General features: G+C 40.4%; 37 protein-coding genes. All 37 read right to left on the bottom strand.

Annotation, left to right across the window (positions count from 1 at the left end; translation table 11 throughout):
• The 37 genes from O3636_RS08485 to O3636_RS08305 all read right to left on the bottom strand — a co-directional run bounded on the left by O3636_RS08485 (position 1) and on the right by O3636_RS08305 (position 25,144).
• On the bottom strand, positions 1–660 hold the full coding sequence (locus O3636_RS08485) for a hypothetical protein (protein WP_371642666.1): 660 nt from the start codon (positions 658–660) through the stop codon (positions 1–3).
• Positions 650–862: a hypothetical protein gene (locus O3636_RS08480; protein ID WP_371642664.1), complete on the bottom strand. Its 213-nt coding sequence runs from the start codon at positions 860–862 to the stop codon at positions 650–652. The genes O3636_RS08485 and O3636_RS08480 overlap by 11 nt, the downstream gene beginning before the upstream one ends.
• The gene (locus O3636_RS08475) at positions 859–6,051 is read right to left on the bottom strand and encodes a phage tail spike protein (protein WP_371642662.1); all 5,193 of its coding nucleotides are present in this window, start codon (positions 6,049–6,051) and stop codon (positions 859–861) included. The genes O3636_RS08480 and O3636_RS08475 overlap by 4 nt, the downstream gene beginning before the upstream one ends.
• Positions 6,048–6,746, bottom strand: coding sequence for a phage tail protein (locus O3636_RS08470; protein WP_371642660.1), 699 nt, complete (start codon positions 6,744–6,746; stop codon positions 6,048–6,050). The genes O3636_RS08475 and O3636_RS08470 overlap by 4 nt, the downstream gene beginning before the upstream one ends.
• Positions 6,746–9,157 carry a PblA gene (locus tag O3636_RS08465; protein ID WP_371642658.1) on the bottom strand — a complete coding sequence of 804 codons (2,412 nt, stop codon included), beginning with the start codon at positions 9,155–9,157 and terminating at the stop codon, positions 6,746–6,748. The genes O3636_RS08470 and O3636_RS08465 overlap by 1 nt, the downstream gene beginning before the upstream one ends.
• A complete protein-coding gene (locus O3636_RS08460; RefSeq protein WP_371642656.1) occupies positions 9,157–9,543 on the bottom strand; it encodes a DUF5361 domain-containing protein in 387 nt (128 codons plus the stop codon). Before O3636_RS08460 ends, O3636_RS08465 begins: the two co-directional genes overlap by 1 nt.
• A gap of 11 nt (positions 9,544–9,554) precedes the next feature.
• Positions 9,555–9,830, bottom strand: coding sequence for a hypothetical protein (locus O3636_RS08455; protein WP_371642654.1), 276 nt, complete (start codon positions 9,828–9,830; stop codon positions 9,555–9,557).
• 5 nt (positions 9,831–9,835) lie between these two features.
• Positions 9,836–10,393 (bottom strand): phage tail protein, encoded by a 558-nt coding sequence (locus O3636_RS08450; protein WP_371642709.1) that lies wholly within the window; start codon positions 10,391–10,393, stop codon positions 9,836–9,838.
• 66 nt (positions 10,394–10,459) lie between these two features.
• Positions 10,460–10,795 carry a hypothetical protein gene (locus O3636_RS08445; protein WP_371642653.1) on the bottom strand — a complete coding sequence of 112 codons (336 nt, stop codon included), beginning with the start codon at positions 10,793–10,795 and terminating at the stop codon, positions 10,460–10,462.
• Positions 10,792–11,037, bottom strand: coding sequence for a hypothetical protein (locus tag O3636_RS08440; protein WP_371642651.1), 246 nt, complete (start codon positions 11,035–11,037; stop codon positions 10,792–10,794). The genes O3636_RS08445 and O3636_RS08440 overlap by 4 nt, the downstream gene beginning before the upstream one ends.
• Complete coding sequence (locus O3636_RS08435; protein WP_371642649.1) at positions 11,030–11,368, bottom strand: hypothetical protein; 339 nt, start codon at positions 11,366–11,368, stop codon at positions 11,030–11,032. Before O3636_RS08435 ends, O3636_RS08440 begins: the two co-directional genes overlap by 8 nt.
• Positions 11,355–11,750, bottom strand: a complete 396-nt coding sequence (locus O3636_RS08430) for a phage Gp19/Gp15/Gp42 family protein (protein ID WP_371642647.1) — start codon at positions 11,748–11,750, stop codon at positions 11,355–11,357. The genes O3636_RS08435 and O3636_RS08430 overlap by 14 nt, the downstream gene beginning before the upstream one ends.
• Before the next feature lie 5 nt (positions 11,751–11,755).
• Positions 11,756–11,962 carry a HeH/LEM domain-containing protein gene (locus tag O3636_RS08425; protein WP_371642645.1) on the bottom strand — a complete coding sequence of 69 codons (207 nt, stop codon included), beginning with the start codon at positions 11,960–11,962 and terminating at the stop codon, positions 11,756–11,758.
• A 1-nt stretch (position 11,963) separates the two neighbouring features.
• Positions 11,964–12,854 (bottom strand): phage major capsid protein, encoded by an 891-nt coding sequence (locus O3636_RS08420; RefSeq protein WP_371642643.1) that lies wholly within the window; start codon positions 12,852–12,854, stop codon positions 11,964–11,966.
• A gap of 3 nt (positions 12,855–12,857) precedes the next feature.
• Entirely contained in the window at positions 12,858–13,316 is a 459-nt protein-coding gene (locus tag O3636_RS08415) for a DUF4355 domain-containing protein (RefSeq protein WP_371642641.1), read from the bottom strand.
• A gap of 80 nt (positions 13,317–13,396) precedes the next feature.
• Complete coding sequence (locus tag O3636_RS08410) at positions 13,397–14,809, bottom strand: DEAD/DEAH box helicase family protein (RefSeq protein WP_371642640.1); 1,413 nt, start codon at positions 14,807–14,809, stop codon at positions 13,397–13,399.
• 51 nt (positions 14,810–14,860) lie between these two features.
• A complete protein-coding gene (locus tag O3636_RS08405) occupies positions 14,861–15,097 on the bottom strand; it encodes a hypothetical protein (protein WP_371642638.1) in 237 nt (78 codons plus the stop codon).
• Positions 15,098–15,139: 42 nt separating this feature from the next.
• Positions 15,140–15,337: a hypothetical protein gene (locus O3636_RS08400; protein WP_371642636.1), complete on the bottom strand. Its 198-nt coding sequence runs from the start codon at positions 15,335–15,337 to the stop codon at positions 15,140–15,142.
• Entirely contained in the window at positions 15,337–16,551 is a 1,215-nt protein-coding gene (locus O3636_RS08395; RefSeq protein ID WP_371642634.1) for a polymorphic toxin type 50 domain-containing protein, read from the bottom strand. The genes O3636_RS08400 and O3636_RS08395 overlap by 1 nt, the downstream gene beginning before the upstream one ends.
• Entirely contained in the window at positions 16,541–17,809 is a 1,269-nt protein-coding gene (locus tag O3636_RS08390) for a hypothetical protein (RefSeq protein WP_371642632.1), read from the bottom strand. The genes O3636_RS08395 and O3636_RS08390 overlap by 11 nt, the downstream gene beginning before the upstream one ends.
• A gap of 210 nt (positions 17,810–18,019) precedes the next feature.
• Positions 18,020–18,364 carry an HNH endonuclease gene (locus O3636_RS08385; RefSeq protein WP_371642630.1) on the bottom strand — a complete coding sequence of 115 codons (345 nt, stop codon included), beginning with the start codon at positions 18,362–18,364 and terminating at the stop codon, positions 18,020–18,022.
• Between the two features lie 212 nt (positions 18,365–18,576).
• Entirely contained in the window at positions 18,577–19,143 is a 567-nt protein-coding gene (locus O3636_RS08380) for a site-specific integrase (RefSeq protein ID WP_049529803.1), read from the bottom strand.
• Positions 19,144–19,277: 134 nt separating this feature from the next.
• Positions 19,278–19,703, bottom strand: coding sequence for an ArpU family phage packaging/lysis transcriptional regulator (locus tag O3636_RS08375; RefSeq protein ID WP_061087422.1), 426 nt, complete (start codon positions 19,701–19,703; stop codon positions 19,278–19,280).
• A gap of 35 nt (positions 19,704–19,738) precedes the next feature.
• The gene (locus O3636_RS08370) at positions 19,739–20,062 is read right to left on the bottom strand and encodes a helix-turn-helix domain-containing protein (RefSeq protein WP_371642628.1); all 324 of its coding nucleotides are present in this window, start codon (positions 20,060–20,062) and stop codon (positions 19,739–19,741) included.
• Complete coding sequence (locus O3636_RS08365) at positions 20,053–20,304, bottom strand: hypothetical protein (protein ID WP_371642626.1); 252 nt, start codon at positions 20,302–20,304, stop codon at positions 20,053–20,055. Before O3636_RS08365 ends, O3636_RS08370 begins: the two co-directional genes overlap by 10 nt.
• Positions 20,304–20,564: a DUF1372 family protein gene (locus O3636_RS08360; protein ID WP_371642624.1), complete on the bottom strand. Its 261-nt coding sequence runs from the start codon at positions 20,562–20,564 to the stop codon at positions 20,304–20,306. Before O3636_RS08360 ends, O3636_RS08365 begins: the two co-directional genes overlap by 1 nt.
• Positions 20,564–21,142 carry a hypothetical protein gene (locus tag O3636_RS08355; protein ID WP_371642622.1) on the bottom strand — a complete coding sequence of 193 codons (579 nt, stop codon included), beginning with the start codon at positions 21,140–21,142 and terminating at the stop codon, positions 20,564–20,566. Before O3636_RS08355 ends, O3636_RS08360 begins: the two co-directional genes overlap by 1 nt.
• On the bottom strand, positions 21,143–21,685 hold the full coding sequence (locus O3636_RS08350) for a DUF1642 domain-containing protein (protein WP_371642620.1): 543 nt from the start codon (positions 21,683–21,685) through the stop codon (positions 21,143–21,145).
• Position 21,686: 1 nt separating this feature from the next.
• Positions 21,687–22,004 (bottom strand): hypothetical protein, encoded by a 318-nt coding sequence (locus O3636_RS08345; RefSeq protein ID WP_371642618.1) that lies wholly within the window; start codon positions 22,002–22,004, stop codon positions 21,687–21,689.
• The gene (locus O3636_RS08340) at positions 21,976–22,413 is read right to left on the bottom strand and encodes a helix-turn-helix domain-containing protein (RefSeq protein WP_371642616.1); all 438 of its coding nucleotides are present in this window, start codon (positions 22,411–22,413) and stop codon (positions 21,976–21,978) included. The genes O3636_RS08345 and O3636_RS08340 overlap by 29 nt, the downstream gene beginning before the upstream one ends.
• A 13-nt stretch (positions 22,414–22,426) precedes the next feature.
• On the bottom strand, positions 22,427–22,843 hold the full coding sequence (gene ssb, locus O3636_RS08335; protein ID WP_371642614.1) for a single-stranded DNA-binding protein: 417 nt from the start codon (positions 22,841–22,843) through the stop codon (positions 22,427–22,429).
• An 86-nt stretch (positions 22,844–22,929) separates the two neighbouring features.
• Positions 22,930–23,235, bottom strand: a complete 306-nt coding sequence (locus O3636_RS08330; RefSeq protein WP_000164636.1) for a hypothetical protein — start codon at positions 23,233–23,235, stop codon at positions 22,930–22,932.
• Positions 23,228–23,455, bottom strand: coding sequence for a hypothetical protein (locus O3636_RS08325; RefSeq protein ID WP_000891973.1), 228 nt, complete (start codon positions 23,453–23,455; stop codon positions 23,228–23,230). The genes O3636_RS08330 and O3636_RS08325 overlap by 8 nt, the downstream gene beginning before the upstream one ends.
• Positions 23,455–23,649: a hypothetical protein gene (locus O3636_RS08320; protein ID WP_020903593.1), complete on the bottom strand. Its 195-nt coding sequence runs from the start codon at positions 23,647–23,649 to the stop codon at positions 23,455–23,457. The genes O3636_RS08325 and O3636_RS08320 overlap by 1 nt, the downstream gene beginning before the upstream one ends.
• Positions 23,649–24,527: a phage replisome organizer N-terminal domain-containing protein gene (locus O3636_RS08315; RefSeq protein ID WP_371642611.1), complete on the bottom strand. Its 879-nt coding sequence runs from the start codon at positions 24,525–24,527 to the stop codon at positions 23,649–23,651. The genes O3636_RS08320 and O3636_RS08315 overlap by 1 nt, the downstream gene beginning before the upstream one ends.
• On the bottom strand, positions 24,518–24,817 hold the full coding sequence (locus O3636_RS08310; RefSeq protein ID WP_371642609.1) for a hypothetical protein: 300 nt from the start codon (positions 24,815–24,817) through the stop codon (positions 24,518–24,520). The genes O3636_RS08315 and O3636_RS08310 overlap by 10 nt, the downstream gene beginning before the upstream one ends.
• 12 nt (positions 24,818–24,829) lie before the next feature.
• On the bottom strand, positions 24,830–25,144 hold the full coding sequence (locus tag O3636_RS08305; RefSeq protein ID WP_371642607.1) for a hypothetical protein: 315 nt from the start codon (positions 25,142–25,144) through the stop codon (positions 24,830–24,832).
• Positions 25,145–25,152 lie beyond the last annotated feature (8 nt).

Raw genomic sequence — 25,152 nt, 5'->3', positions numbered from 1 at the left:
TTACTGAACAGGTTTTGTCTCTAACTCATTAGATGTTTGAGTCTGTTTGTCGTTTTTTGTTCCATCCCACTTCCAAATTGCTAGAACACCATTCTGGGAAGGTGCCCCTTCAAGTTGAGCAAGTGTTTCTCCTTGATAGGTGAATGACTGATTTGTTTGAATCAGGATGCGTTTACCTTCTCCATTGATTTCAACGTGACTTGGGTCTTCCACCACAAAAATTGCACCAGGTTCATAAACTTTACCAACTTCAGCAAGTGGGAATAGTTCGACCATCTCTTTATAGGTTGTACCGTAAGAGATTTTTTCGCCCATGATTGAATCTTGAGCCATCACTCGCACTACTTTGTCAATTTTATTTGTAAGTGCAGAGAGTCGGTTATGTTCACTCTCATTTTGAGCAATCTTCTGATTAGCCTGTTCAAGCTGCGCCTGTGTTTTAACGATGGCACTACCTGGATCTAGCTCGGCTTTTAGAATATCCAATACATCTTGAATCAAGACATCTTCTGGTTCACTTGTCCGGTCTCCTGCAAGTTCACGCATGTTCGTACTGTAACGATTGCCTTCTGATAAACGAATTTCAACTACAGTCTTGATATTATCTCCAAAGCCTCGAGTATAAGGCTTGCTTGCTAGTTCGTAATTATTAATTGCCATTTGTCATTTTTCCTTTCACTTCTTCAAATAACTCTTTTAGAGCTGGGTCATATTCTAGAACCTCTTTCATCGTGTGCAATTCGCTTGCTGCATACAAATAAAGAGCCTCATTCTGAGCTGATTCTTTCTCGCTGACTGCTAGTTTTTTAGTCAGAGAATCAAGTGTTAACTGATTTACTACTGCGTCCATGTTGTTATTCATGCTATTGTTTTCTCCATTTTTTCTATTTTTTGATTTAATTCTTGGATGGCCTTGATTAAGTAAGGTACCAGTGCAAATGTGTTATATGTGTAAATCCCATCTGGACCCTCACGAAAAGCGTCTGGAGCGTACTTCTGCACATCTTGAGCCATGATACCGCATGAGATATCCTCTACCTCATTATTAAATTCTTTTCGGTAACTATAGGTTTTCAAACGATTAATAACATCAACCCCTGAAACACTACTCTCTTGAATGTTTGATTTCAGTCTGCGGTCAGAAGTATCGTTCCAAGCTGGGAACCAATCTCTGGCACCACTGGCTTTTTCCAGATAAAAATAATCTTTACTGCTTCGTCCAATCTTCTCGTATTCACCAGAATAAATCCAAACACCACCATCATAACGAATTCTTCCTGTAACTTTCAGGTCCCCGTGAATAATTGGTGTTTTCCAAAATTCAGCCGTGTTATAACAATACATCTTGCCATTATTTTTCACGAACCATGCATAGTATCCAGGTTCGCTCCAATTGCCTCCCCAGTTAACCCAAAGAGCTGTTTGTCCACTACCACCTTCACCGTCGCCCATGCCGACCGAGAAGTGATTGCGACCAGTTAGCCAACGACCAGAACCTGAATCATGCGTTCCGAGCTGGAAGCCACCAATCCAACCTTTGTAACCCTCTAAAACAGTTGAGCTAGAAATGACTGACTCGACTTTTGTCGCAAAAATTCGCTTAGATGTCAGCTGGTTAATAAAAGCTTCATTTGCAATCATTTTCCTAATAAACGCATCATCAAATCTCACTTTCTCAGCCGTGACCGCTTCAGCGTCTAATATCGTAGTCGTGACGGAACCAGATTCAAAATTGGCCGTCTTCAGCTTGTCAACCATAGCTGACTTAATAACCGCGTTATCAATTAATGTTTCACCCGTGATATGAGTCAACTTACCAGTAATACGGTTGTGACCGGTAGCGCCTAGGTTGATTCCTGAAATGATATCTCCTGCACTGTTGATGTTCTGAACAGACCATGAACCATCCAACTGTCTTTGGACGGTTTTCACAGCTTCAAGAGCATCATTTGGTGCTACTGAGTAATCAGATGGAGTTGAGCCCTTTTCTACTTTTATCAAACCATCATCGTACATACGAGCTGAGAATCTGACGAAATAAGCATTCGCTGGTATAGTGATTTGATTGATGTTGTGTTGTTTACCTACAGCTGTTTTGTAAGCATTTAAGCCTGGTTTACGGTTATCAACAGGATTTTTATTTTTATCAAAAAATTGCCAAGCGGTCCAAGCCATTCCATTCTCAGGCAGAGTTACCCAGTGCTGGAAGATAATTTTTTCATTTGGATCCACTGAAATGAAATCGGATGTAACCTCCTTTTGTGTAGCATTCGCTACGCTAATGATTCCATTATTCCCTAAAAATCCTTTAGTGAGCGTTGAGGTTAAGAATAAATTCTGATGTTCCGCAAAGGCCTTCCCAACTTCAATCTGGAACAGCTGATTGGTCATAGCCATGCGAGCGACCTTATCTGCAATACCATCTTCAGTTGTCCCAATAATCCGCTCATAAAGTTGGCTGGTTTCTTTGACACGCTGGAAGTCAGTAGTCTCTACTTTTCGTGCTAGTTGATTGGTTACATTTGCAAATTGACTATCAGCATTTGCTTTGTTTGCAGAAACCTGATCAGATATTCTACCCATTTGTCGTTCAGCATTTGCTTTGTTTGCAGAAACCTGATCAGATATTCTACCCATTTGTCGTTCAGCATTTGCTTTGTTTGCAGAAACCTGAGTAGTTAAATTTGAAATCTGCTTATCTGTACCTTGTTTGTTACTGTTTACCCGATTTGAAAGATTTGAAATCTGAGTAATAGTTCCTTGCTCACTGCTTGTAAGTCTATTTGATAGACCACTGATTTGACCGCCCACATCTTGCTTATAAGTAGTTATCTGACTCGAAATATCTGTGAACTTACCATCTACAGATTGACGATAGCTTGCGATTTGACTAGCGATTTCTTTATTCGCACTAGTTTTAACAGCTTCAATCTTCTGATTGATACCCTTCACATCTTCTTGGTAAGTCGCTTTGCCGACATAATTACTCGTTACCAACTCTCGTACAGCCGTCGCTTGTCTCGCACTCTCTTCTCGAGAGTAACGCTGTAGGGCTTCCTGTCGCTGACCGTCTTTATTGACATATTCCTGAATAGCTGATAAATCAGTTCGCAATCCCTGAGCCGTTCGCTCAAAGGTAGCCTTAGCTTCAGTGATAAGACCGTCAGTGTCCTCAACCGCTGGACTCCAGTCAGTTGCTAGAGTGCCTTTTTCAATCTTCACGTCCCAGACACTTTTGGTAGTTTCCTTGTGATAAGTGTTAACGCGTAGATGATAGATACCTGTCGGCTTATCCCAAACGAATTTCGTCCCTGTTGTACCTGTCTTAAGGTCCGATACAATTTGATAATTTCTGACATTTTTGTCCATAATCCAAAGAACCACATTATCAGACTCCTTATTCCCGTCGTGATGGGCCGTAAAGTTACCGTCCGTTTTGGCCGAAATGATGTATTCCTGACCCTGTTCCATGTAGATAGACGTCTGTCCTGCATAAAGAACATTATTATCAAAATTAGCTGGCTTCCGATCTGGAAGAAAAGGTCCTTTTGAGCCTCTTAACAAGTTAGTTCCACCAACCCGTAAGTTTGAAAATTCCTCTCGCAATTTCCCAGCTTCAGCCACAACTAAGGTCTTATCTGCCTTATCCTTGGTTGCGTTCAGGATTTCTTGGCGAATAGAACCAGCACGAACTTCAAATTCGGCCAGACTCAACTTCTGATTTAGCTTGTTCTGCGTGTCTGTTTCAAGACTCTTCACAGACTGCCTGATATTTTCAGCAGTCACATTTAATGAGCTGATATCCGCTTTGGTTCTGAGACCTTCAGTCAGACTTCTCACACCAGCGTCAAGCGCATCAGCACGCTGTTTGAAGTTGGATTCGACTGCTGAGATTTGGCCGTCTGTATCTTCTGGAGCTTCTGAATAAGAAGTATCTACATCGCTTATTTCAAACTTCGGCATCCAAATCCAAACGGTTCCTTCCTGGTTGAAAGTGAACAACCATTCATTTGTTGTCAGCTTGGATTCATTTGTCCAACTTTTGGGAATATGGACAACATACCGTTTAATTTCTGTCGACAATGTCACATTTCCGGTTTTATACCAAATGTTGCCTAATCGAGATCTTAGCATTATTCCATTTTTATTTGCCTTGGCATAAAATGTAATTGTTATATCTTGATTAGTCGTACTTCCAGCGATTACTTTTCCAAATTGACCAAGCGCTGGATAAGTGATTTTAGGGTTGTTCCCATCTCGTCCCATTGGGTCTTGACCAACGATTTTCAAAGCGTTGTGACCAAGATATTTACTTTCGCTATCAATAGTAACTTCGTAAGTACTTGTAGTCCAAATCCTTGTTTTTGAAATATCCTGCTTGAAAAGTGAATTCAAGAATAGATTTCGACCGGATGCCTGCACACTCGCTATCTTACTAGCCAACTCCTCAGCTGTCTGTGTGAGTTCAGACTTGCTTGCCTTACCGTTGGCCAAGTTGGTCAGCTCTGCCAATCTACGAGTCGTTGTCTCTTCATAGGTCGCTTGTGCTGACTTAACACCAGCCAACTCATTCTTGGTCTTGTTAAGTGCTTCAACTTGCTTGGTAATCTCAGCTTCAGCCTGCGCCTGCTTCGGTCGAATATCATTAGCGATAGTTCGTTTCAGAGCGTCCAAATCGCCCGATAGGGCTGTCTGAGCGCTCGTAGTCTGCGCCTTGAATGCTTCAAGCTTGGCAACAGAATCTAACCAAATCCGTTTAGCTTCCTGAGCAAGCAAGCTACTTGCGCCAGCGTTCCTCAAGGCTTCTTCAGCCCTGCGCTTGACTTCTTGTAATGGGCCGTTGTTAAAGCTGTTGAAACGCTGATTGATAGTGTCAGATAGTTCTTGCTTAACTTCTTCTGCCTTGGCCTTGGCAAGTTCGATACCGTCATCTATCTCTTTTTTTCGCTTTTTGGACTCAGCATCAAAGGCACGGTCAGCGTTGGCGATTTCCTTTTTCAAACGTTCTTCAAAAATCTTATGCAGATTTTGGCTTTCATTTAAAACGGCATCATTTACAATTCCACCAATCGCATTAGCCAAACTAGACTGGAACGTCCCAAAACCAATTGATTTTAGACGTTTTGCCATTGGCGAATAGGTGTATTTCGTAATTTTCTTACGAACATCAAGACCATACCACTCGTGGTAGATACTGACCACATCGAACATCCGAACCGCTACATCGCTCTGGCCGACAACCGAGATTTCAAGGTTATCTTCTAGCATGTCGCACATACTCGTTCGAAAATACTGCTTACCGTATTCAATCAAGCTAGCTTGGTCTTTGACATTCTGGTCATTGACTTCAACAACAGCTTCATAGATTTGGCTATATTTTCCGAGCAAGGGGCTATCAATCACCACCACATAGTCAACGTCAGGCGCCTTTTCTCCCTCGCCTTTAACAGTCGTTTTAAAGGTTATCCGAGTTTTCAGAGATTTGGTAGAGGTCTTATGCTGGTAGCTAGACAGGTTTTTTTTGTACATAAAAAGCGATTCATTTTCTGAACCGCCATTTTTTAACAAGCGCAAGTTGTAGCCATTCCGCACCATATCTCCGCCCCACTGACCAAGGATAGAGTGCTTGTCTTTGGCTAAGACCTCCATAGCATTCTTATCCTTGATGTTAAGCGTATGCCTATCATCAATGTCCGAGAAAAAAGAGAAAGAATTGGCTCTGGTAATACTACCAGCAAATGCGCTCAGTACTCTGGTACCACTGACACGATCAACATCGATAGAGCTGACGATGTAGTTATTTAACAAACTGATAACCTGATTAGCATAGACTTGGATATATCCTTGCTGTTTTTCAACCTCAAAAATATAAAAATCTTGCTCGCCATGCAGGTCATCTGCAGTCAAGAAGGTTTCCTCTTTCAGCAATTCCCACTTGGGATCCGATGTAGGAAAACGAAAGGTCAGCTGATAGGTATTGTTTCGCTCCTGAACAATTTCATCGTTGTAAGCCTCATTTAAAGGCGTATTGCCCTCTGTAAGATAAATCATAAGATATACCTCCAATTTGGCCGAACCGTGACTTTACGAACGGATCCAGTAAAGACAAGACCATTATTACCTACTGCCAATTCAAAGAAACCACCACGTTTCCGTAAAGTATTTTGAACCGCACCATCTGCATTGTAGATATTTTGTTTCTTATGTCTACAGTCAATGGTCACTTTTCGTCTAATGGTCAAGTGCATGGTTGTCCGCCCAATCGTCAAAGAGATATCACCATCCCCTTCAATCTCAATCACAGGCTCGCTATAAACAGAGCCTGGATTGTTGACATTGCCGCTTGCGGTAAAGACAAGAGGAGCAACACTTTTCTGATAGCGAAACGGTTGCATGCTCAACTTGATTTCAAGTTTCCAACCGTGCATACCTTGAGGCTTGTATTTTGCACTAATAAAATCAGCGTAAAATAAAGAGCCTAGCTGATAGCTGAACTCTAGCGTATTGTCATTTGGTTTGAATCTCTCAACGATTTTAGACGGATTTACCGTCCTTGGGAGGTAAAATGCAAATGTTCGTTCATAACTCTCATAAGCACCATCCAAGACACGGTAATTCCCATTAACCCCAAATAGGGTAGCTGTTTCTGAAACTTTAGGCTTAGCAGCCTCCACCTCGCCAAAATCAGTCACGACACATTTAGGAATGGTTGAAGTATTGAAACCGTTGATAATCATGTATTCCATTAAATTCCCTCCCTAGCATAAATCGCACCTTGGCGTTGATAGACGCTCATTGAAATTTTATCAGCGTCCAGGTAAGTATCTGACGGCTTTTCAAGGATAGCAGTAAGGATCTTCTCCATACTTGCTCTCAGAATCGCTATCTCAGACACGGTTTGACTGTCTTTTGCCTCGATTTGAGCACTTGGCATGGCCAAACTTGCTTCAAGATTCTTGGCAATGGTCGGTATTCCACTCAAACCAAAATCATCATTTGAAAATGCGTTTGAGATTTCACCAGCCATTCCGCTGACAGATTTCTTAACATCTTTGAAACGGTCCTGCAACCCTCTATCCAAACCTTGCATAATCGCATTACCAGCAGGAATCAAGAGCTTGCGGTCGTATTCAATCGGACCTTTGTGATCCGCAATCCAACCAGCAATACCACCGACAAAGTCAGTTACCGAGTCCCAAGCAGATTTCAATCCGCCTAGGAATCCATCAAGGATAGCCTTACCTGCTGACCATAGGTCAATGTTTCGAATGCCATCAAAGATGCTCGTAACATTACTTACAAGGTCACTAACACCTTGTTTCATACTTTCCCATGCTCGCTGAGCGCCTTGGACAAGTCCATCAATCAGACCTAAGACAGTTGATTTCAACCCTTCCCAAGCACTGCTTGCGACAGATTTGATCGTATTCCAGATGTTAGATAATATCTGAGCAAAACCATCAAAGATAGCCTTACCTGCAGCAGACAATCCTTTCCAGATGGCCTCACCAACACCTTTTATAGTTTCCCAAGCACCGCTCCAGTCACCATTAATAACTTGCATCACAGCTTTTATGATGCCACTAATAACATCCATAGCCGTCTGAATAGCAATCTTAATCAATTCCCAAACTGTTGTTACTACAGTGAAGATATTGTTCCACGTCGCTTCAATGAAAGGAGTAAGGATATTCATTGCGGTTTCAATAATGGACTGAATAATCGGCATAACCGTCTGAATAACTGTCTGGATTGCGTTCCAGACAGTTGTGAACGTTTGTTGAATCAAACCTTGATTTTCAGTCCACCATAGAGAAATACCGTCCCAAACAGACCTAATAAAATCAACAACCGCTTGGATAATTGGAGCGACAACAGCCATCATATTGTTCCAGACGGTCGTAGCTGTTTCAACAATACCATTCCAAACTTCGGTCAAGACTGGTGCGACAGACTGCCACACACCAGAGAACCAATCCATAAAGCCTTGCCAGATTTGTCTCCCCATCTCGGTTTGAGTAAAGAAATAAACCAAACCTGCAGTTAATGCAGCGATTGCTGCGATTGCAATTCCAATTGGATTGGCACTCATAGCAGTAAATAGACCCGTGACTGCTGTTTTAATTGTCGTTAAGACAGCAGGTATTCCAGATAGCAATCCCGAGACTGCCGAAAATGCTTTAAAAGCTAAAAATGCAGAACCAAGAGCGGTAACGATACCACCCATGATACTTCCTAGACCTTCGCCAAAGATCCCACTAAAAACACCCTTTATCCCTCCTAAAATAAGGTTAGGAATTTGCTTCAAAATATTTCCAATCATCGGAATTAGGTTTCCGAAAAGAAATGTGGATGTCGTTTCCATCAAAGCTTGTAGTGCAGGTTGAATATCTTCACCCAAAGACAACTTTCCAAGAACGTTCTGAGCAGCTGCTTTCATAGATTCAAATGAACCAGTAAAAGTTGTTGCTGCTTCTCTTGCTGTTGTACCAGTGATGTCCAAATTCTCTTGGATAGCGTGAATAGCACTATAAACATCTGACAAGTTATTCATGTCATACTTAACGCCTGTCAATTTTTCTGCGTCGGACAAAAGCCGTTGCATTTCTTGTTTGGTACCACCATAACCCAATTTTAAGTTGTCGAGCATGGTGTAATTTTGTTTAGCGAAACCTTGATAAGCCAGTTGAATACTTTCCATGGATGTCCCCATCTTATTAGCATTATCCGACATATCAATCATGGCCATGTTAGCTGTTTCTGCTGCTTTATCTGTATCTCCGCCAAGAGATTGCAATAAGCTTGCTGAGAAACCTGTAACATTTTCCATATAGGCATTGGCTGACAGACCTGTTGTCTTATAGGCCTCGTTTGCAAAACCTTTGACCTTATCAGCTGAATCTTTAAATAGGGTTTCGATACCACCAAGCGATTGTTGAAGTGCTGCCCCTTCGTTTATCGATGCTCCGATTGCCTGACCAATTCCAGCAGCAGCAATAACTCCTGAAACAGCGCCCATCATTTTAGATCCGAGGGATTCGCCTGCGCTAACGCCAGCTGAGGCAACTTCACCACCCATTTCCTTTTGAATCATGCCACTAATGCCTTTAGCGGATGGAATGATTTGTACATAGGCTTTCCCTAATTCGGTCGCCACTATTCCTCACCTCCTGTTTTCGCAAGTAAAGCCTTGCGATAGTTTTCAAAGTCCTCACCAGATTCAAAGACAAGATAATCCCTTTCGTCACTCTCTTCTTTGTGATTTTTTGTTAGCAATTCAGCGATTGATGTCGGGCGATTAACACCCTTTTGGCCATCCTTGGTTTGCAACCACAAAGAAAGAGACAGTCTGTCTACGATATTTGCAAGTAACGTCGTTTCAAGAGGGACGATTTGGTCAGACATGATCTGCTTTATCCGTGAATCGTCGCGCAAACCATACGCAAAAACAGCCACCTGATTTAAAGGTAGCTGTTTGTAGTCGTATATCTGGTAGGTTTCCGCCAAGTCACAGACAAGGGCATCTTCGTCCAAATTAATCATCTGAGCGAGGACTAGGATTTTTTTAAGCCGGTAACTGATTCAAAAACACTCTTGATTTCATCTGCCATTTTATCATTTGGCACGATGCCATCTTCTTCTCTTAGATGGTCTTTAAAAGCCTTGGCTTGCTCATCTCCGAATAAAAGTTTTACAACTTTAGGAAAGACTTGACCTTGTCCTTCGTCAACTTCACCAATCAATTCCAACAATTCATAGTTATTTAAACGACGCTCAGAAATTTCGAATTTAAAACCTGACTTCGTTTCCCCTTTGAATGTTTTACTCATCTATTTTACGCTCCTTGAATGTATTCGTAGTGAGTGTTCTCACTATTGTCTGGTAATGCAGTGATCGTCAATTCATAGCCGATAGGTTCGCCGTCTTTATAGCTGATTTCGCCAATTTCACTCACCTTACCACGAGGAATCACAACACGTTTTGCATAGCCGTTTTTCAACAATGTATCAATAACCAAGCTATGTTCTGGCAATTCTTTACCGTTAGCTTTGACAGTGATACCTGTTTCAAGCGTTCCTGAAACGTTATCTGGCCCATACACTTCTTTCAAGACTTCAACGTTCAGACCTTCAATCAGTTTGTATTTGAAAGTATCTTTCTTTTCTGTTTGAGAAGACAAGACTGTTTGTCCACCCCACGCCTTAACTTCTTCTGATTCTGGCGAGTTTTCGTTTGTCAATCCGTCTTCTGAGATGTAACCTAGCTTTTTGAAAGCTACGTTCAACTCTTCTTTAGCATTTGTTGGCAAAGTTGTTCCCGCTGGTGCCGTTGCGACCGCTCCCCCGATTTTAGGTTTTGCCGCTGTTACGTTTGATGCTGATGCAGTTGTCATTTTAGGTCCTCCTGTTGTTTCTGCACTTCGTACTTCTGTCACGCCTTCTTGTGCCATAGTACCTCCTTAAAAATAATTAATGTCATATACCGCTTGATAGCGATATTTCTTCGTTTCTGTGTCTGTAAAATTATAGTCACTATTGTGATGCACTCCACAAATCTCATCAGCTGTGATGAGATTTTCCACCGCCTGCTTGACCGTTTCATTTAATTCTGCGGCCTTCTGCAACGATGGTGCATAGCTCTGAAAGGCAAAAGTAGCGGAATGCGTGTAGTCACTTCCTCCCGCTCCTGTCTTTTCTATCATCACATAGCTGTCTGGTAAGTCCTTTTTGTGCTCAAGGTAGCAAGGCACTTGAAGCTCCTTGCTCAAGAATTTCCTTACAATCAACTCAATCATTTAGCGTCTCCTAGTGCTTTCAGTAAGATATTGTGTTTGCTGTTTCTGGCCATGCTCTTGATATCAGTAGTGCTAATCGTTGCGTTCGCACGTTTTTGACCTGGCGACACCTTTAACTCAAAGCCATCGCCTGCTCCATCTGCTACCACTTTCCCTTTTTCTTCAAGGATAGCTTGCATTTCTGGTGAGCGCAAAAGCTCTGATACGCCTGATCCATTTAGATTGAACTTCATATTACTCATAAGCTTCCACCATAACCTTTCTATTCCACTGAAGGGGAATCATAGACTCAATCCCTTCTTCTGGCATCCCAATCGTCCGCCATTTTCGCCCAAAAAATTTGACTTCACGGTTTTCCCATGTATTTGTGTCGCCTTTTGGGATAGCGATTGTGTAGACAGCTTTTTTTCCAGTAATACTTAATTTATTCAAGACGTCTTGCGTTGATATCGGCGCAACCAGTACATTTTCAATCACAATTTCTTTATCTTCAAAGATAGGATGCCCAAAATCATCCTCACCAGTTTCTACCTTGTCCACCAAAGTGACAGGGATTCCTTTAATCCGTCCCATAGATATCAATCACCCCATATCTTTGCTTTTTAAGGCCCAGACGTTTCAACTCAGAGTCCTTGATAAAGAGACCGCCTCCAGGAACTAAGTAAGAACCGCTGAAGGAATATCCAAGAGCAGACTCAGCCATTTGAGTCATTGGTTCCTGATCGGTTGAGGTCATCAAGGTGCGAGCTACCACATCAACTGTGACAGACTTTACCACCATAGCAAAAGATGGATCAGTAGCAACCAATCCATCTAAATCTTTGCCAACTTTTTTAGCTTCAACGCGAAGAGAATGAGAAACAACTTCCAACAGCGCTTCGGCTCGTTTTTCCTCATCGAATTTCAACGCTCGCCACAATTTTTTCAAATCTTCGACTGTTGCAAAGTTTTCCATCTAACTCACCCTTCGTTTGCGATTAGTAAATCAAGTAAAGCAGATTTATTTGCTTTGCTATCATACTCAACACCCAATTCATCAAGTTTCGCCTTGATTTCTGGAACAGTAAGGCGATATTCATCCTTGAATTCACTAATAGGAACCCAGTCACCTGCCAATTTACTGTCTGTTTCAATTGTCACTAATGTTTCTTTGTTAATATATTCCATATTAAGCCTCCACACGAGCAAATGCCTGTTCGTCAAGAATCCCCCAACCTACATACACTTGTGTACGCAAGCAAACTTCACGGTAGCGTTTCAAGTCACGACCAGCTCCGTCTGGATCACCGTATTTAATGATTTCAAGAGGAATTTCCTCTGCATATCCCCATTTTACGGCATTTTCAAAATCACCAACAATTACATGGTCTTTTTTAGCTGAATTTGCAACAGTTGTCAATGTTTTATTGACATCAGACCTCATTCCATAAAATGAGTCTGGATTTTGACCAAAACGGTATTCAGGATATTGTACTACCCCATTTACCTTAATTTTACCAAGTGCAGCCCCTGCAGCTGGAGACAATGCGATTCCATTTACTTCGCAATCATTTGCTGTGATGGTTACAACAGCAGCATCAATATTTTCATCGATTTTATCTGCTTCATATGTCACTACATTTCCTGTAATCAAACCATCAAATGAGTTTGTTGCTTTAAAAGAAGCATCTGTCATTGATTTTGGTTCAAGTCCATGGAATGAAGCAATATCAATTGCTTGTGCCACTTTTTTAGACAAGCCATCAATAAATGATTTAAGGTAAGATAATTGTTTTTCTTCTGAACAATGTACAAATTCCTCAGATACCCGTGCTTGGTAAGTAATCAAAATAGGTTTGATTACCTTTGGTTTCATAGTTGCACTTCCAGCGTTCGAAGGATTGCCTTCACCTACAATTTCAGCATTTCCTTCAAGATTGAATACAAACGTTTCAGTTCCCGAAAAAGGAATAGGTTCTTGAGTAGTAAGTTTTGCAAGGGTGGAATGCCCCTTTACTTTACTAAAAATATCTTGTACTGTTTCGACTGGGAAAAGATCCCCTGTTTGTAGCGTTGCCATAAATTATTCTCCTCTCATTTTATGCAACATTCCTTTCAATGCTGCATCTTTGTCATCAATTGAGCTAGGCTCCTTTGTTCCGAGCGGGTAAACTGGTTGAGTTTTCTTCATAAACCCAGCCAAGCGCTCTGCATCTGCTTTGAAGCTTTCTTCATCAGTCCCCTGCAAACGATCTGCAAGATCGTAAGGCAGTCCATGTTGCAAAGCCACACGAGTTCGCAGACTAGCCGTCTCATAGCCAGCGATTTGCTTCTGCATTTCTTCAAGTTGCTTATCAGCATCTGCTTTACTTTGATTAGTAGCTTCGATCGTTGACTTCAAGCCACCATTTTCTTTTTCCAACTCTTCAATACGAGATTTGAGCTGATCATAGTCGCTATACTTCGCTTTCTCACGAGATAAACGCTCCTTAATAGCAGCATCAAATTCTTCCTGTGTAGTGATTGGTTTAAAATCTGACATTCTCATGTCTCCTTTCTCCTGCTTTCCCGGCAGTTCGGTAATTTTTGGCATCAAAAAAAGCAGTCACAAGACCGCTCATTTTAATAACTAATTTTTTGCTTTTTCTTAGGCTTAGTCGTAGCACAAGCCCAGTGCGCAAGCAATGCACTATCCATCAAAGAAATATCCATGTCGTCAAAGTGTGATCGATAACCAAAACCACCATTTGAGCCAATATTCCGCTTGTCGCAGTTAGTGGCTACTTTAGACAATGATGGTTGGCCAGCGTGACAGATGGTTTTTTGGTAAATACCCTGTTCCCAAAGAGCGTTGGCCACGATGATTTCTTTCACCGTCGGAAGAATCACATTCTTGATTCTGTAGTCCTTCAACTCTTCGTCCAGGATCTTCTGGCCACTTGCGCCATCTATGACAATCTGAGCTACATCAGCTTGTCTCAGAAAAGCAACCATCCACTCATTACCATTACGAACAGATTGACAGTCTACTGTCTCAACAAAGAAACGGCCATCCTTGGTCCGTGCAGCAATACTCAATGCCACGTTCGTTCCATCTTGACCGTACTTAATACCAACAGACAGCTTGCCAGATAATTCTGGAATATCGTCCAACTTAAGCTCATTCCACTCCGTCTCAGAAATAGCAGATTTCTGGTTGTAGGTTGGCCAGAATCCCAAGCGTTGGATATTATGGTCCAGTTTATCCTCACCAAGCTCTGCCTCAATCTTACGCTCATTTAAGTGGTAGCCCATGGATGGATTGGAATTATACCAAGCTTCCACGTCGTCAATTTCCTTTTCATCAGAAACCGACCACTCAGCCCAACCAGAATACTTCCCTTTCCCAAAAAGACAAGTCTCACGGTACTTAGTAAAGACCGTACCACTTGATACTGGTGTCGGAGGTGTCCCACACATGATTGTGATAGGATTTTCACTATCTGTAACCGTGTATTTCAAAGCAGATTCTTGCTCGGTCGTGTACTCTTGAGCCTCGTCAATGATCAGCATGTCAAATCCTTCACCAAGACCACCATTTGATGTTCTGGTACGGAATTGGACAACACCACCTGTCGAGTAAAGTTCAATCCGCTCCTGTCCCTTCGCTCGAATGGAATTGAAATCCTCGCCATCCACATACCCCATTTTTTCAAGGTATCGTTTGACCTTTTCAAAAGAGGCATGAGATGTAGAAATCCTGTGGGCCGTATGTAGGATATTTAATCCTTCATGTAGCCCCCAAATTTCACCGATATAGATGATTTCAGTTTTACCGTTACGACGAGGGATAGAGTAACCAAACTTCTGGTGAACCCAAAGACCGTTCTTATCAACAGCCATCATAGGCAGTAAGAGATTTTTCTGCCAGGCATAGCAAGAAAGACCTGTCCGTTCGTAAAGTTCAATCGCTTCTTTAGCTTTTGAATTTTTCTTGACGTATTTTAAAATCACCGATTGAGTAGGATTCTGATTGCCAAGTTTCTTCCTCGCCATTCTAATTTCCTTTCAATCGTCATCGCATGATAACCCTATCGCTGGGATGATTTAATTGATTACGTTCAAAATATAGTTTTTAGCAACCTCAAGCATTCCCAATGCCTGCAAACTACTATCCCAGCTATAGCCAAGATTTATCTCACCATCTTCATCTTTATCCAAAGAAACTACTAATACCGAAGTATAGTCATGGCTAGCCTCAAGATTTTCTTCCAAAATTTCTTTCACGGAAGCACCACGCTCCAGACTAGACTTTTTCTCTGAAAAATCAATCGTGTTTTCCATAATTACTCCTTTCAAAGCATAATAAAAGCACCCTTACGAGTGCTATATTAATTCTATTGACTTAATTTCAGATTCATTAAATCCAACATATGGATGTTTATCCGTTGCTATTGTAATTTCGTCATACAGTTCATCTTCCGTATCAAGTCTCCCAGTAAAAGTATTACAATGACCTTCTAGGATTTGACCATCAACAAAAGTAACTCTAATATCTTTTCCTAAATACTGTTTTAAATTCATTACTGATCTCCTTTCTTAGGTACAATGTGAGTTCTTTTCTCAGAATGATGGATTTTAATAGATGTCACTTCCGAGCCATCCGAACTATTAATCCCAATGGGGTAACCTAGTTCTATTATCTCTTTGTTCGTCCTTCTTCCATGTCTATCAAGCTCAATGCGTCCAGTTCCATAATGTTTATTAAACAATTCTTGAACATCGACTGAATCATAGATATAAGATTTCCCTGCTTTTTGTGTTGATTCCATATGTGGCAACTGCTTATCAGGGTTTATTTTTTTACCCCATTCTCCAGTTTGGATTTTCTGATAAATAAATACTTTATCTTTTAGTTGCTCATATTCTTCACCACCATTATACTTCAAATCCTGAAACTTTGCTAGTGAAATAGGAGCATTTTGAACTCCTAAAACATCAAATATTTTCTTATACTCTTGAATATCTGCTTTGCGATTATTATCACGCACATCAATATTTATTCTCTTACGATTTTCTAATTCATCTGAACTCTTATTGCTGATTTTTTTAGTCCAGACATTTTGAATTTTTCCACTTTTCGGATCATAGTCAACAGTACATCTACAATGTTGATGTCTTCTATAAACGTCCTTTGGAACTCTTGGATATTTATAACTCCCTTGAACTTCTTGACACCATTTACAGCAATGAAAATAAGATTTTCTACTAATCTCCGGTTGCAATCCAAACTGATGTTGAAACTCAGCATTCTTCTGAATGCTGTCATCAATAATTGACTGAGTGAAGTTCACAATAGGTTCACCGAGCAACCAACTCACATCTTCAAAGTTCTCCTCAGACGAAAAGCGATTAACAATGCCATCAATTCGATCTTGGTTTAATTCAGGAACTTGAACTTTCATACCGATTTTCGCTTCATCATTCAAATTCTTCTGAACATCACTAGCGTAACCACTCACAATCTCATGATTTCGTCCTAGCACGTCCGTCAGCAAGCGTTGAGCGATATTGTAATACATTTTACCGTCTGGTAATTTATCGGCGCTCAGAGAAGCTTCTAGAGCCTTAGAGAGAATTTCACCAATTTCAATCGCAAACTCATTTGCTGTTTTGTAGGTTGCTTTTTTGGCTTCCAACGTGGCAAAAGCATTTCTGACAATCTCACTCTTACCGAAATCTCTCTCAAACCTCTCCTGAACCTCTTGCAAGATACCAGGTAAAACATCATTCTCCATTTGAACCACCCTCGCTTACCACTGGTTTAGCTGACATATCTCCAGCGATACCAGTAAGATCACGAATTGTCTCCGCATTGATGTAGCCAGGTAAGGCCTGATTCAATTTCACAACACCATCACCAATCATGGTCATCGTATTCGCATCCGCTTCAAACAATGGCTCCCATTTGACTGTAGTTCTTACGAATTGACTTCTCGCATAATGAAAATCATCTCTCAAGCAAGCAGCAACATAAGCCACATTGAGCAAACCTGCTCCCAGAGACCTCTGAGCCTTCCGACCAGCCAAGCGCAAATTCTCATGGCTAGCCTTGATAGCTTCCACAGATGATGGATTGTCAGACACAAAGCCCAAATCATCCAAAGTCAAGCCCATTTCACCAGCAAATCCAGCAGCAGCAGTTCTCAGCTGTTCAGTAAACGGTGACATGCTAGCGGTAGTAAACTGTCCAACGCTCGGTTTCTCTCCTTTGTCACTAGAAGAAATCGTCAACAAGCTCGATACAGTAGCTTTCCATTTCTCCATAGGCTCTGCATCAGGATCAAGCCCAAGAATATATTTCTGTGGCCATGAGTAGAACTCAGCAGTGATATCAGCCCGTTCCAAGGTACGCTTAGCGTATTTCTGATAATACATACCAGCTCTGGTGATACGACTCCGACCAAAAGGACGAACCGCATCAGGACGATGAATGACCGGAACCAGCAGAGGAATACCAGTTTCATTCGTAACCGAGTAAGGCTCCCCATCTTTCGGAATGAAGTGAGTAGCATTAGGCTCAAAGTAGGCTTCAAGTGTTGGACGATTGTAATCATCACGAGCCAACACCGCATAACCTTCCACAAGCAAGCCAGTTATAGGATCAATGACACCAGTTGCATTACTTGATTCAATGACTTGCAATCTCACCTCATCATCTTCCCCCTTCGAAATGTAGACGAAACTACACGAACCAATCAGCGCAGCTAAAATAGCACTATCAAAGAAGATATCAGGATTATTACGATCAAAAATTTCTGTAACATTAAAATCATCATTAGCAAATGCCCTGAAAATCAAACGATCTGCAAGACTATCAACTCCCTTTGCAGCCCAACCAAGAACAGCTTGATACTTTACCCTGATATGTGCAGGAATTGTGATTCCTGTCGGCGCTTCATAGTGTTGCATCGCATAATGCTTGTACCTCAGATTGACTCTGCTCTGATAGAGATTCAACTTTCTCCTGAGATAGTCAATTCCTCTTAATTCCAAACCGTTCTCCTTTCATTGTGATGATTTGGCGCGAGAAAAAATGTACAGTGACGGCGTGAAGCCCTCGAGCGCCTAGTGGGAGGGGGACACCCCCCTATCCTCTGCTAGGACTTACTTCACACATATCTGTTATTTTTTCAAATTCTAAGCATTCATTATTATTTTTGATGTTTTTAAAAAATAATATAATTTTTCTTTTTTTTGGCTTCTTCAAGCTCTGTACTTTGTCCAATCTCTTGACTGTGGCAGGTTGCGATTACCTACAACAGTAGCATTGGCTGACCTATCGTCAGCATATAACTTATCAGACTTCTGTCTGTTGCATTGCCAGTGGGCTAACTGCAAGTTTTGAATATCTGATGGATGACCGTTACGATTGATTGGAATAATGTGGTCAATGACCGGACTTAATGGATGTGGGTACCTCAAGGATTTGTCAACTGGTAGTCCACAAATCCCACAAGTATTTCTTGTTTTGAGAATAATATTTTTATTCTTTTCAAAAGCAACTCTGTGAGGACCGCTCCGGTCCGGTCTTTCATGGGGGGGATTCATCTAAGGAGGGGCCTTTCTTTTTAAGAGGTAGGGGGGTAATTTTTATGATGTAGGGGGGAGGTTTTTTAACTTCTTACACCCTCGTATATTTAACATATCTTATATTCTGTTAAATAAAACTAACATTCTTAAAAGTCAACTGTAGCAAGTGCTTACATCTGTTTCATTAAAAACTGATTTACTTTTTCTCAATATGTAAAATAAATAGTCATTTAATAGCTAAAATTCATCATTGAATCATCCAATTCATCCTGCTTAATACCTATATAATCAAGTGTGATATCTGGAGATGAATGATTAAATAATTCCATCAAGATCGCTACATTTTGATTTTTTCTGTAATGATGATAACCAAATGATTTTCTCATTGAGTGAGTCCCAATGTTTTTAAGGCCAACATGTTCAGCTGCTTGCTTTAATATTTGATAAGCTGCAACTCTTCCAATATGAACGATTCTTACTCCGTCTGTCCTAACTTTTTTCTTACTTGGAAATAGGTAATCATAACCTTTAAGGTCATTTGTTTTAATGTAGTGACTTAAAGCTTTTCTTAATTCAGGGTTGATAGCAAATCGCTTGACCTTACCAGTTTTCTTTTCAGTAACCTCGATTCTATCGCCTGTCACTTGTTTCACTTGGAGAGGTATAATATCGCTGATGCGCATTCCAGAATACAGACCGCACATGATTAGGACATAGTTTCGCTCACTCTTTGATTTTAAAAAGTCTTTCATCCGTTCAATGTCATCAAGTTCACGAATAGGTTCTACTTTTTTCACGATATCACCTCCAAACTCAAAGAAAAAGACAGGGTGTGCCTGCCTTTACAATTACTTCATAATATAATTTTAGCACATAAAATCATATATCCACTCCGAACTTACTCCGAATTTACTCCAAAAAAACTCCGAATTTACTCCAAAATCTCAACCTGTTCACCATTGCGGTATAACTCTGCAAATGCCATCAAAGCTTTCTCCAAAATATCATAGTATGAACTTTCTGAAATTGCTAAATCCCTAGAAATTACTTCATCTTTCTTGCAATCCCATTGAAGATACTTTTCAAAAAGTATCCTACGATATAGAGGATCGTGTAAGTTACTAACTGCTTGTTCAATTGCATCCAGCTCAAGTTCTGCATCAACTTTCCTTATAGCTAACTTCTCAACTTGACTATTTCTTCCACTTGACGGGTTTCTAGGCATGAATGAGTAGGTTGTCGTTACTCTCTGACCTTCAGTGTCATTGGCCACACGACGCCATCGAGGATATCCTTTTAAAATTTTCTTGGCATTTTCTTTTGTTTTGGCTTCATTTATATCAGGAAAGAAGGGCATTGCTCACCTCGTTTCTATCTCGAGTAATTCTTCCGTCAAAATCTTCGTGACTGCTTCCACTTGATAATCTTACTATCGTTATTATTGTTGAAATAATCTGGCAATCTTGCCGTTGGACTTTCTTTATAGACAACTTTTTCAACGATCTGGACTCCAGGCATCATTTCATCATCTATCCATCCAACTAACCAAGCAGGATTTACATCATAAGTTTTAGCGATCATTTCGATTTGCTTAATGGACGGATATCCACCACGTTCGTACAAATGAATTGTATTTTGGGAGACACCTGTCTCTTTCGCCATCTGACCGACAGAAAGACATAGGTCCTCTCTAAGTTCTTTCAATCTTAGCTGCATCTTGCTCTCCACTTTCTAGTATTAGCTTTTATGAACTCAGCCTGCTCTTGCATCTGCTTCCATTCGTAATCCATGATAATTTCAAGTTGATTATTACAAAGGGCTTTTAAGAAATCATTTTGAGCTTCTAGTTTCTCAATATCCTTATAGGCCCTTTCATACAGTTCATCTTCCAGAAATCTAATGCGCTCTGCCATTGCTTCTTGAATGATGATGTAAGTTGGTTTCTTGTACTTTCCCATTACAATATTACCTCATCTCCTATTTTTAGTGATTCATAGTTTGTTTGAGTAACTACGAATATTCCGTAATTTTGCACTGTAACAGTGTACATGTCGCCAACCTTCTCCTTTTGTAAGACTCTGCCTTTAATTTCTGCGCCTTGATTATCTGCTTTGTAGATTACAATAGGGCGCTTTTTTTCAAGATTTTTAATGTGGACACATTGCCAGATATTCAAAGTAGCTGACAAGACAATCCAGATTGCGATAAAACGTTTCATCACTCCACCTCCTCATTTTTTATTGATTCATACGCTCTTTTATAAGCATCCAAATAGAGAAGCACTATTTCAGACACTTTTTTACCAGCGAATTCAAGAGTCTCATAGTATTCTGAATCTTGTTCACTCAGGAATTCTCGAACAGTATCAGTAATGTGTTTGAATCCATGCCGATCATCGAAATATTCAAATAGTTCATCAAAATAATATCTATCATTTTCGTCTAAGTCTTCATATCGCTTATTATCAAAGAAATACTCAAGAATAATTTTTTTAGCTTCATCTTCATCATAAACAAAAAGATTTCGACTAGATGCTTTGATTTTTTCAATAAAATATCCAGCGTTGTTTGTGAAATCCTTATAGAAATCTTCCCAACTACCCATATTGTTAAAATTTACTGCAACCAGCTCGCCAAAATCACCTGTGATAGCCAGAGATGAATTTTTCTTATCAAAAACATATCTTAGATTATACATTAGATTATATTCTGGACTATGATAATCAATGATTGTAATATCATCTAATTCGATTTTTTTAGCAATGTGCTTGTTAAAATAGTGTGCAAATGATTCCATTTACTCCACCTCCTCAACTTCAACACCCTCACAATCGAATACCCAGCCGAAATCCGCTTCTTCTAGTTCTTTGCGGGTGTGGTGTGCTCTGTGTCCGTCTGAATTATTTTTATCTGTGACCGTCCATATATCAGCATTTTTGTGATAGCTCAAAAAGCTCAATGCATTTACGATACCTTTCACTTTCACCAAATACCGCTTCTCTTCCTCTATCTCGTAGCCGAACTGGTGCATGTTGACGAGGGTTTGAAATGGTTTTGTGCCAGCGGTTAGAAACCACCTTTCAAACTCATTAAGTTTAGCGCCGTCAAAAGTCGATGGAATATTATGGGTACATCGATACAAATTCCCTTCAAAATCATCCTTATTTTCCTCATACCAATCCGCCACAAACGGTGGAACTTTGACTGGTTGCGGTTCGTCTAGTTGTTTCAACTCTTTCAAAAAAAGTTCAACCATTGAAGTATAAGGTACAGGTTCATAAAAATGGCTGTGTTCATTCCACAATTCTTCATACTTCTTAATCAATGCCTTAATATTCATCTTAGTTTCCTCCATAAATCAAATAAGCTGCAATAACTACCTGAGCCATGCTTGGCGAATAGCCAATCCAATCATCAAACTCCTTAGATTTTGGCAACCAACCCTTAGTAGCTCCCAAATCATAGTCTGTAGGCTTTTCATCAGCGAAGATGCATTCCATCGCTCCCATAAACGTCATACCATCTTCTGCCATTTCCCAAAAATAGTCCGCCCGGTCTTTCACTGCTTGTGGTAAATCTTGCTTGGGAGGTTTAGGTTTTCCATCTTCTACCGACCAGCCGTATACTCCATTAACTTTTTTCTTTAAATCTTCCATCATCTTCTAACTCCTCGCTTTCTTTAAAATCGTCAACAAAAAAATAATTGACATTCTTAGGGTTGACAGACAAATTTCTAATCCTCATCAAATTTCCATTGTTGAACTGACTAGTAATCTTTGTAAGTTCTTTTTCTGTAAAATTTCTTACTAGAAAATTAAGTTCTTCACCATCAGAGAAACAAATTTTTATTTTTTGATAATTGCTAACTTGCTCACTTTCAGGTTCATAACCAAGCAAGTTTCCTACGCTCACTCCAAAATAATCTGCTAACTGACTTGCTTTATTAGTTTTGATTTGACTTTCCCCATTTTCCCAATTTTGTATAGTTCGGTATGAGACAGCTATTACTTCAGATAATTCCTGCTGAGTCAACCCCTTTTCTTTTCTTAATTGTTTTAGTCTGTTCATCCTTCACACCTCCCTAAAACGGCAAATCATCATCTGAAATATCCATAGGATTTGTTGTCCCAAAATTTGGTGGCATCTGGTTTTCTATGCTTGACTGATTCGCAGAATTATCCTTCTTTTCAAGCATTTGAAAACTTTCAGCTACCACTTCTGTCACATAGACACGTTGTCCTTGCTGATTATCATAGCTACGAGTCTGGATGCGCCCTGTGATTCCTACAAGAGCACCTTTTTTAAGCCAATTTGCAAAGTTTTCAGCCTGCTGGCGCCACATGATGCAACTGATAAAATCAGCTTCACGATCACCTGCCTGATTCTTAAAATTGCGGTTCACTGCCAAACTGAATGTCGCAACTGCAACATTCGATGGTGTGTATCGCAACTCAGGGTCACGAGTCAAGCGACCAATTAACACTACATTATTGATCATCTTTCTTTTCCTTTCTTGCTGCACGTTCCCCAATTAAGTAGCCGAGAAATAGCCATAGAATAGCCATTCCAAATTCTTTAATAAGTTCAATCATTTTCTTCTCCCTTCATTTGTTCTGCATCTGTAAATAATTCCATTGTCTTAATAATTTTTTCTAACATAGATTTATGTAGCGTGATGTAATTATTTTTCTTCACTTGTTCACAGAAGATACAAATTCGTTTGCCAAGATAATTACATTTTCCGTCTGAACGGTAACTTTCATCTGACTCAATTTGTTCTTTGTTAGCCGAGCTAACAAGAATTACTTCATCAGATTCTTTCCAATCAGTAATTCCCATACATTTGTGAAAATTCTCAAATGCTAAATCCATTAAAATATTTTTAGTCATTTTCTTCTCCTTCTGAAAAAGTCGCTAAATAATAACAATCCTTAGCACCATAGTCAAACCGTGTCGTCCGCTGACCGATGTGCTTTTGAAACCTTGGATGAGTGATAGCCGAGAACGCCCACTGATGATCTTTCATCTGTTCGATAAGTTCATCCACATTGTTAAAACTTCCAAGAAAAAACTTGCAGTACCCGTTGTAGACGAAGTAAAGCTCTAACATCACTCCACCTCAACTGGGTAAAAGTTCCCAAAGGAACCCCTCAATGCCTTGCCAACCTGTAAGGCTGCTGCCCGAGAAACGAACCGCAAGGCTTTCTTCTCCTCTGAACATGAAATGTCCAAGCCAGTCACACCGATAATTACAGACCTTAGAAACGGCTTATCCTCTCTCGTCCCATGCTTTAAAATAAACATCAGTCACCTCCATTCTCAAGCCTTTCAAGTAATTCACGCTTCCGTTTTTCAAGCTCTTCCTTGTCCTCCTCACTCGTAGTATTCACATAGTTAGGTTGAGACCACTCAGGAACGTTTGATTTTGCTTGTCCTGTACGATTAGGGATTTTACTTTCTCTATACTGACGCTCACGTTCATCAACTGCTGCAATCGTCAAGACTCCGTCCTTTTTCCAATTCATCAAAATTGCTTTAATATAACTAAAATTCCGTTTACCATTATCAGCAGCAAGACCAATTGCTTTCAGGACAACTTTCGCTTCCATGCCGTCCAAAGTGATGAACTCTTTCAAGATTTCAAATTGAGTTCCATCTAACGGAGCAATACGAGATTGATATTCTTCCACGATGAGCTCGACTGGATTTTTATCTTTATCTATATCTTTCTCTATCTCTATATCTATCTCTTTATCTATATCTATATCTCCGTTACACTTTGTTTCATCGGTGTTACAATGTAACGCCTGTTTGTTCTCTCGAAACTTGCGAACCCTTCTGGCAGTTGCTGTTTCACTACCTACCATCTCAGGAACTTGCTCTAAGAAATAGTCCCTGTCATTTTTTCTAGTCAACAATCCTTTGCTTTCTAAAAAAATCAATGTAATTTTAATATCTTCAACGTTTTCATCAATAACAAGAGCAATTTCCTCGGCTAAATTATCAGCCAATCCATCGTAGTAAATATGCCCTCCATCTTCCAAGCTAATTAACATCATTTTGAGATAAATGATGGTATGTGTATCTCCGCCAGCAATCTTGCGAAGTAGTTTCATCTCTTTTGACTTAAAGAAGTCCTGAGCAAGCTGGATCCAGAAATACCGCTTGTTTTTTAACGCCATAATCGCACCCCCCACTTCCTACGGTTAGCGCGGTACTTCATCCGCATATCTTCATAGATGTGCATACCCTCTAGCTCCATCTTCTCAACGTTTAACAGCTTATTTTCAGAGACTACATCACGATAGTCCTTAGCTAGTTTTTCATAGTCAGCCAGGTATTCTTTGATAAGTGATATTTTCCTATTCTCGTCCTCTAAATATATTTCAAAGTCAGACTTTTCTTCATCAGACGATAACATTTCTTTATTCACTCTTTCATGCCACAACAGCCATTCAATCAATTCTTCCATCGCCTGGCCTCCTCACTTCAAGATGTGCATTTTAGGCTCTGGCAAAGCTAATGGCTCCGGACGCAAGCCTTCAGGACGTTCGTTGTCGTAGGTAAAGCCAGGGAACGGACGACGAATATTCTCACGGATTTCTTGGCGCTGTGCCTCTCTACCACGTTCATAAGCATGGTTATAGCCTTGGATAATCATAGACGCAAATTCTTGCTCTTCTCGTCTTTCTTTTTCCTTACGCTCCTCTTGCAATTTGATATGACGGCAAAGCCCTGCAAATCCAATCAGCAAAGCTCCAACACCCATCAACTGGTCTAAAATCGGTGGTTCAAACATTTTTCTAT

This window comes from Streptococcus sp. 27098_8_76 (genome assembly GCF_041432315.1).
In the GTDB taxonomy this organism is placed as follows: Bacteria; Bacillota; Bacilli; order Lactobacillales; family Streptococcaceae; genus Streptococcus.
Note: the sequence above shows the minus strand (reverse complement) of the source record. Positions and strands in the feature narration are given on the sequence as shown.

Excerpts from the sequence above, each read along its gene's own strand:
- O3636_RS08485 (WP_371642666.1), bottom strand. The coding sequence starts at position 660 with ATGGCAATTAATAATTACGAACTAGCAAGCAAGCCTTATACTCGAGGC.
- O3636_RS08480 (WP_371642664.1), bottom strand. The coding sequence starts at position 862 with ATGAATAACAACATGGACGCAGTAGTAAATCAGTTAACACTTGATTCT.
- O3636_RS08475 (WP_371642662.1), bottom strand. The coding sequence starts at position 6,051 with ATGATTTATCTTACAGAGGGCAATACGCCTTTAAATGAGGCTTACAAC.
- O3636_RS08470 (WP_371642660.1), bottom strand. The coding sequence starts at position 6,746 with ATGGAATACATGATTATCAACGGTTTCAATACTTCAACCATTCCTAAA.
- O3636_RS08460 (WP_371642656.1), bottom strand. The coding sequence starts at position 9,543 with ATGATTAATTTGGACGAAGATGCCCTTGTCTGTGACTTGGCGGAAACC.
- O3636_RS08455 (WP_371642654.1), bottom strand. The coding sequence starts at position 9,830 with ATGAGTAAAACATTCAAAGGGGAAACGAAGTCAGGTTTTAAATTCGAA.
- O3636_RS08450 (WP_371642709.1), bottom strand. The coding sequence starts at position 10,393 with ATGACAACTGCATCAGCATCAAACGTAACAGCGGCAAAACCTAAAATC.
- O3636_RS08445 (WP_371642653.1), bottom strand. The coding sequence starts at position 10,795 with ATGATTGAGTTGATTGTAAGGAAATTCTTGAGCAAGGAGCTTCAAGTG.
- O3636_RS08440 (WP_371642651.1), bottom strand. The coding sequence starts at position 11,037 with ATGAGTAATATGAAGTTCAATCTAAATGGATCAGGCGTATCAGAGCTT.
- O3636_RS08435 (WP_371642649.1), bottom strand. The coding sequence starts at position 11,368 with ATGGGACGGATTAAAGGAATCCCTGTCACTTTGGTGGACAAGGTAGAA.
- O3636_RS08430 (WP_371642647.1), bottom strand. The coding sequence starts at position 11,750 with ATGGAAAACTTTGCAACAGTCGAAGATTTGAAAAAATTGTGGCGAGCG.
- O3636_RS08425 (WP_371642645.1), bottom strand. The coding sequence starts at position 11,962 with ATGGAATATATTAACAAAGAAACATTAGTGACAATTGAAACAGACAGT.
- O3636_RS08420 (WP_371642643.1), bottom strand. The coding sequence starts at position 12,854 with ATGGCAACGCTACAAACAGGGGATCTTTTCCCAGTCGAAACAGTACAA.
- O3636_RS08415 (WP_371642641.1), bottom strand. The coding sequence starts at position 13,316 with ATGTCAGATTTTAAACCAATCACTACACAGGAAGAATTTGATGCTGCT.
- O3636_RS08410 (WP_371642640.1), bottom strand. The coding sequence starts at position 14,809 with ATGGCGAGGAAGAAACTTGGCAATCAGAATCCTACTCAATCGGTGATT.
- O3636_RS08405 (WP_371642638.1), bottom strand. The coding sequence starts at position 15,097 with ATGGAAAACACGATTGATTTTTCAGAGAAAAAGTCTAGTCTGGAGCGT.
- O3636_RS08400 (WP_371642636.1), bottom strand. The coding sequence starts at position 15,337 with ATGAATTTAAAACAGTATTTAGGAAAAGATATTAGAGTTACTTTTGTT.
- O3636_RS08395 (WP_371642634.1), bottom strand. The coding sequence starts at position 16,551 with ATGGAGAATGATGTTTTACCTGGTATCTTGCAAGAGGTTCAGGAGAGG.
- O3636_RS08385 (WP_371642630.1), bottom strand. The coding sequence starts at position 18,364 with ATGAATCCCCCCCATGAAAGACCGGACCGGAGCGGTCCTCACAGAGTT.
- O3636_RS08375 (WP_061087422.1), bottom strand. The coding sequence starts at position 19,703 with ATGCCCTTCTTTCCTGATATAAATGAAGCCAAAACAAAAGAAAATGCC.
- O3636_RS08370 (WP_371642628.1), bottom strand. The coding sequence starts at position 20,062 with ATGCAGCTAAGATTGAAAGAACTTAGAGAGGACCTATGTCTTTCTGTC.
- O3636_RS08365 (WP_371642626.1), bottom strand. The coding sequence starts at position 20,304 with ATGGGAAAGTACAAGAAACCAACTTACATCATCATTCAAGAAGCAATG.
- O3636_RS08360 (WP_371642624.1), bottom strand. The coding sequence starts at position 20,564 with ATGAAACGTTTTATCGCAATCTGGATTGTCTTGTCAGCTACTTTGAAT.
- O3636_RS08355 (WP_371642622.1), bottom strand. The coding sequence starts at position 21,142 with ATGGAATCATTTGCACACTATTTTAACAAGCACATTGCTAAAAAAATC.
- O3636_RS08350 (WP_371642620.1), bottom strand. The coding sequence starts at position 21,685 with ATGAATATTAAGGCATTGATTAAGAAGTATGAAGAATTGTGGAATGAA.
- O3636_RS08345 (WP_371642618.1), bottom strand. The coding sequence starts at position 22,004 with ATGATGGAAGATTTAAAGAAAAAAGTTAATGGAGTATACGGCTGGTCG.
- O3636_RS08340 (WP_371642616.1), bottom strand. The coding sequence starts at position 22,413 with ATGAACAGACTAAAACAATTAAGAAAAGAAAAGGGGTTGACTCAGCAG.
- ssb (WP_371642614.1), bottom strand. The coding sequence starts at position 22,843 with ATGATCAATAATGTAGTGTTAATTGGTCGCTTGACTCGTGACCCTGAG.
- O3636_RS08330 (WP_000164636.1), bottom strand. The coding sequence starts at position 23,235 with ATGACTAAAAATATTTTAATGGATTTAGCATTTGAGAATTTTCACAAA.
- O3636_RS08325 (WP_000891973.1), bottom strand. The coding sequence starts at position 23,455 with ATGTTAGAGCTTTACTTCGTCTACAACGGGTACTGCAAGTTTTTTCTT.
- O3636_RS08320 (WP_020903593.1), bottom strand. The coding sequence starts at position 23,649 with ATGTTTATTTTAAAGCATGGGACGAGAGAGGATAAGCCGTTTCTAAGG.
- O3636_RS08315 (WP_371642611.1), bottom strand. The coding sequence starts at position 24,527 with ATGGCGTTAAAAAACAAGCGGTATTTCTGGATCCAGCTTGCTCAGGAC.
- O3636_RS08310 (WP_371642609.1), bottom strand. The coding sequence starts at position 24,817 with ATGGAAGAATTGATTGAATGGCTGTTGTGGCATGAAAGAGTGAATAAA.
- O3636_RS08305 (WP_371642607.1), bottom strand. The coding sequence starts at position 25,144 with ATGTTTGAACCACCGATTTTAGACCAGTTGATGGGTGTTGGAGCTTTG.